The sequence below is a fragment of the Thomasclavelia sp. genome (genome assembly GCF_017889095.1).
Taxonomy (GTDB): Bacteria; Bacillota_I; Bacilli_A; order Erysipelotrichales; family Coprobacillaceae; genus Thomasclavelia.
Map to the genome: position 1 here is coordinate 1 of NZ_JAGHEW010000232.1, position 4,601 is coordinate 4,601.

Annotated in this window: 6 protein-coding genes; 3 read left to right on the forward strand and 3 right to left on the reverse strand. The window is 29.9% G+C overall.

The annotated features are described in order from the left end of the window. The first annotated feature begins 95 nt into the window (after positions 1-95). On the forward strand, positions 96-614 hold the full coding sequence (locus J7M77_RS10020) for a hypothetical protein (RefSeq protein ID WP_296878076.1): 519 nt from the start codon (positions 96-98) through the stop codon (positions 612-614). Between the two features lie 9 nt (positions 615-623). On the opposite strand, the gene J7M77_RS10025 is transcribed toward J7M77_RS10020, so the two are convergent. The 3 genes from J7M77_RS10025 to J7M77_RS10035 are packed head-to-tail and all read right to left on the reverse strand — an operon-like array spanning position 624 to position 3,188. Then, on the reverse strand, positions 624-2,000 hold the full coding sequence (locus J7M77_RS10025; RefSeq protein WP_296878078.1) for a nucleotidyltransferase: 1,377 nt from the start codon (positions 1,998-2,000) through the stop codon (positions 624-626). Between the two features lie 2 nt (positions 2,001-2,002). Then, a complete protein-coding gene (locus tag J7M77_RS10030; protein WP_296878079.1) occupies positions 2,003-2,437 on the reverse strand; it encodes a threonine/serine exporter family protein in 435 nt (144 codons plus the stop codon). Position 2,438: 1 nt separating this feature from the next. Beyond that, on the reverse strand, positions 2,439-3,188 hold the full coding sequence (locus J7M77_RS10035; RefSeq protein ID WP_296878081.1) for a threonine/serine exporter ThrE family protein: 750 nt from the start codon (positions 3,186-3,188) through the stop codon (positions 2,439-2,441). 87 nt (positions 3,189-3,275) lie between these two features. On the opposite strand from J7M77_RS10035, the gene J7M77_RS10040 reads away from it, so the two are divergent. Further along, on the forward strand, positions 3,276-4,199 hold the full coding sequence (locus J7M77_RS10040; RefSeq protein ID WP_296878083.1) for a DUF1848 domain-containing protein: 924 nt from the start codon (positions 3,276-3,278) through the stop codon (positions 4,197-4,199). 84 nt (positions 4,200-4,283) lie between these two features. Continuing rightward, positions 4,284-4,601, forward strand: a 318-nt coding sequence (locus tag J7M77_RS10045; protein ID WP_296878085.1) for an NTF2-like N-terminal transpeptidase domain-containing protein, incomplete at its 3' end; no start/stop codon positions are given.

The following is a 4,601-nucleotide window of genomic DNA, read 5'->3' on the forward strand; positions in this document are numbered from 1 at the left end:
AAATATTGAAAGAGATGAATGGTTAAAAGCTAAAGCAGGGGAATATATTGGAAGTATTACTTTTACGGCAAGTCTACAAAATGAGGAATGATAAAATGAAACTAAAAAGGATTCTGTTTGTATTAGTGTGTATGATGCTGTTTTCTACCAAAGTATATGCAAAAGAGGGGAGTACTGAAATAAGTACAACTGTACCCGAAAAGCATACAGTAACACTAGATATTGATGAATATGGTTATGTATTAATTGATGGGAAAAGATATGACAGTAAAGATAAGTATATTGAGGTTGCAAGATTAAGCAAATGTAAATATACGATTGTAGTAGAAGAAGGCTATGTAATCGAAAGTGTTTATTATGGTGATGAATTAGTGGAGTTAATTGATAACAGTTTTATTGCACCGGAGATAAATGAAGAAATTAAGTTAAAGGTAAACTTTGCCAAGAAAAGTATTTCTGATAGTGAAATTGGAAAAGATGAAACAGAAAACAAGGAAACAGTTAGTAATGAAAAGATAGATAGTGTTAATACTGGTGATGAAAGTAAGATAATGATGACATTGATGTTATTGATTGTTTCGGGATTGATGATTAGAAGATGTTATAAAAAGTAGGCGGGTGACCTACTTTTTGTGTGCAGTTATAATTGTATGGGAATTGATATTGATAGTAATGATGCAATCGTTGGTATTTATGTAGTAGTTTTTACCATTTTGTAAGATGGTATAGTTAGTTGTTTTAAGTTTGTTTTTTAAATAAGTTACTGCATCATCTGTATCTAATGATAAATTTCTTTTGATTCTTTCATTTCCTAATTTGGTTGTGTGCAGTTTATCAAGATCAATGTTTATAGTGTTATTTGTAATAAAAGGAATACTTTTGTATTCTTGTTCGATTAGTTTGTCTGGCTGTTTTGATAAACATGATAATAGTTTGGTTGCTTTGAATTCTAATTGTAATGCTAGATGGTCATAACTAGAGAAATTAGTAATTAAATGATAATTACAGTTTTTCTTGATTTGATTTAAGTATTGTTGACCAGTTTTATTCATTTTTAGAATTCTTAGATAATCGATTTGTTTAGCTTGTTCGATTGTTTTTTTGTCGTTATTCATTAAGATATGAATCAACATCCTTTGGATTCTTGAACGAGTATAACGTTTGGATGTTAGACTGGTAATTAATTCTTCCATATTTTTAACGGTTAGAATTTTTTCTTGTAATAAGTTTTCGATTCCTTCATCAACTAAATGAATTTGTTTTAATTTTTCTTTAGACATCGTTAGTAATTGATATCGTAAGTAAGGAAAGAAATCGTTGAAAAAATAGAATTCTTGATAATCGTTATAGTTACAAAATTGATTAGCGATATTAATTTTGTTTTTTAAAGCGTTTCTAATGGCACTAGCGGAACTAATGGTTTCAATTTGTAAACTATGAAAATCATTAGTTCTTTTAATACAATGAAGATCGATAGGATAATCATGATTAATTACTTCTTTGACATAAGCTAGTCCTAATAGATCATTAGGAGTAGTAACGGTCTTATTCATAATAATTGATAGTGCCTGATTACAGGCATCAGGATAGCGTAAACCTTGTTTCATTTGTTTTTTTACTAGGTCATCGTATTCTTGCTGATGAGATTTGATGGTGATGGCGATTTCTTTAAAACGGTTGATATCCCCGTTTTCACTGCCAAAAACAAGATTATTAACACCAATTTGATGCAGTAAATCAACTGCTCCATAAGCAAAATAATCAGCACTTTGAACACTGTAAACAAATGGTAATTCGATAACGATATCAATACCATTTTTAATTGCGACACTAGCTCTAGTCCATTTATCACTAATGGCTGGTTCACCACGCTGAACAAAGTGACTAGACATTACGGCAATTGTTACATCAGGTTTGATTAATTCTTTAGCTTTATTTAAATGATAAAGATGCCCTTGATGAAAGGGATTATATTCAACAATTAAACCTAATACTTTCATAACTAACCTTTCTTGATTGATAATTTTTTAATAACTTTAAAAATTGTCGAAACAACTAAAATAGCTAACGCTAAACTTAAAGAAATACCTAAAGTATGCAAGAAACTATCTAAAAATAATTCACTATTACCTTGAATACAAGATAACATCGTTTCATAAATTCCCCGACCAGGTACTAAAGGGAAACAGCCAATAATTAAAAAGATTGTTGCTGGTGCTTTTAAGATTCGTGCGATTATTTCTGAGTATAAAGCAACGATTGCCATAGCGATAAAATAAGCCATGATATCTTGAGTAAAAGTAGTCGCTAGTAAATATATTCCACAACCTAAGGCACCACCAAATGAAGCAATTATGGCAAACTTAGGATGGTGATGAATTCTAAAAATAAAGGCAAAGCCAATACAGGCAATAAATGAACTAATACATTGAATCATATTAACCTCCTAAAACCATCATCGCACTACCAGCCCCAATGGCAATAAATACGGCGGTTAATAGCGCTTCTAACATTCTTGCCGTCCCCGAAATATAATCGCCACCCATGATATCTCTTAAACTGTTGGTAATGGCTACTCCAGGGGTTAAGATCATCAAACAGCCAATCGTAATTGACTGACTATTAGAAGCTAATTGGAAATTACAGGCAATAATTGCCAGTGATGTCAGTAACATACTTGAAAGCAAAGTACTGACTAGATTATTGATATCTAAATATTCCATTAGTAAGATAAAGTAATATAAAATAAACCCAATAATAAAAGCAACGATTGTTTCCGGGATTCCGCCACCAAAAAAAGTTGCAAAGAAACCACTACCAATACCATATCCTAAAAATACTAATAAATAGTTTGTTTTGATATTTTTGATACGATTCATTTCTTGCTTTAAATACGCTAATGTTGGCGTATTGTTGCAAGTATAACGTACTAAATTATTTAATTCATAAATTTTATCTAAATTGATACGATTATGACGGCTTCTTTTTGAAGTCGTATAAGCCTGATCGTTTGTAAGAACTACGGTTAAGGTAAAATATGAAGGTAATGCAAATACTTCAACATCACTATAACCATAGCTTTGACACATTCTAATCAGTGATTCTTCGACCCGATAAATTTCGGCTCCAAATTTAAGTAATAAACGACCAATTTCACTAATTGCATCAATTAATTGTTTATCTTCCATAATCCACCTCATTGAAGAAGTATATCATAAAAAAATAGCTAATAGTAGAGATAAAATAATTATGTTACAATAAATTAGGTGATTAAAATGTTATTACAAGTTTCTGGACGCACTGACATTTGTGCAATGTATCCTAAGTGGTTATATAATCGACTAAAAGAAGGTTTAGTATTAGTTAGAAATCCCTATAATTATCATTTAGTTAGTGAAATTGATATTAGTGTAAATACGGTTGACTGTATTTGTTTTTGCACTAAAGATCCGTTAAAAATCATGCCTTATTTACCTAAAATTGATCAATTGGGTTATCAGTATTTCTTTATGGTTACTATAACACCTTATGACTTTGATATCGAACCAGGGGTACGACCTAAAATGGAAATAATCAAAACTTTTATCCAGTTAAGTAAACAATTAGGTAAAAAGCGCGTAATTTGGCGTTATGATCCAATCCTGCTTACAAAGCGCTATAATAAAGATTTTCACTATCAGATGTTTGCAAAAATGGCAGCCATTTTAAGTAAATATACTAATACAGTAATTATCAGTTTTTTAGATATTTATAAAAATATTGAAGGTTTATTTGATGAACTTAATGACAAAGATGTCGATGAAATGGCTAAACAGTTAGGAAAAATAGCTAAACAATATCAGCTTGAAATTAAAACCTGCAGTGAAAAGTATAATTTAGAAAAATATGGAATTAAACATGGCAGCTGTATTGAAAAAGAATATCTAGAATCATTATTAGATACTAAATTAGACATCAAAACTAATCAAAATCGTAAATATTGTCACTGTCTTGCAAGTATTGATATTGGTACTTATAGCAGTTGTAATCATGGCTGTAAATATTGTTATGCCTGCAATCATGACCAGGTTTTAAATAATATGAAACAACATGATGAAAATAGTTTATTGTTAATTGGTAAATTAAGTGATCAAGATAAAGTAGTTAAACGGAAAGTTAGTTCTAATAAGTGTTTATCAAAACAGTTATCAATGTTTTAATAATAAATAAAGATGAATTAAAAATCACAGTATGATGCAATAAAATATTATGCTATAATGGATTTATAGTGAAGGAGGTTAAATATGACATTTAATAGACGCAGAAATTTAATTATAATTGGAGCAGTAGTAATTTGCTTAGTTGTAGTGGCAGTATTTTTTATCTTTAGTCGTGGTAAAAGCGCAGATGATTATGTGGAAGAATATTTTGAATTATTAGCGGATAAAGAATATGGTAAAATGTATGCTATGTTAAGTGATGATGGCAAGATTGAAAAAGATGCTTTTGTAGAAAGATATCAAAATATCTACGAAGGGATCGAAGCTAGTGATTTTAAACTAACGATCAATGATAGTGAAGATGATGTGGTTGATTATCAATTAACGATGAATACTGTTGCT

Coding starts and splice junctions, on each gene's coding strand:
- J7M77_RS10035 (WP_296878081.1), bottom strand. CDS start 3,188: ATGGAAGATAAACAATTAATTGATGCAATTAGTGAAATTGGTCGTTTA.
- J7M77_RS10025 (WP_296878078.1), bottom strand. CDS start 2,000: ATGAAAGTATTAGGTTTAATTGTTGAATATAATCCCTTTCATCAAGGG.
- J7M77_RS10030 (WP_296878079.1), bottom strand. CDS start 2,437: ATGATTCAATGTATTAGTTCATTTATTGCCTGTATTGGCTTTGCCTTT.
- J7M77_RS10040 (WP_296878083.1), top strand. CDS start 3,276: ATGTTATTACAAGTTTCTGGACGCACTGACATTTGTGCAATGTATCCT.
- J7M77_RS10020 (WP_296878076.1), top strand. CDS start 96: ATGAAACTAAAAAGGATTCTGTTTGTATTAGTGTGTATGATGCTGTTT.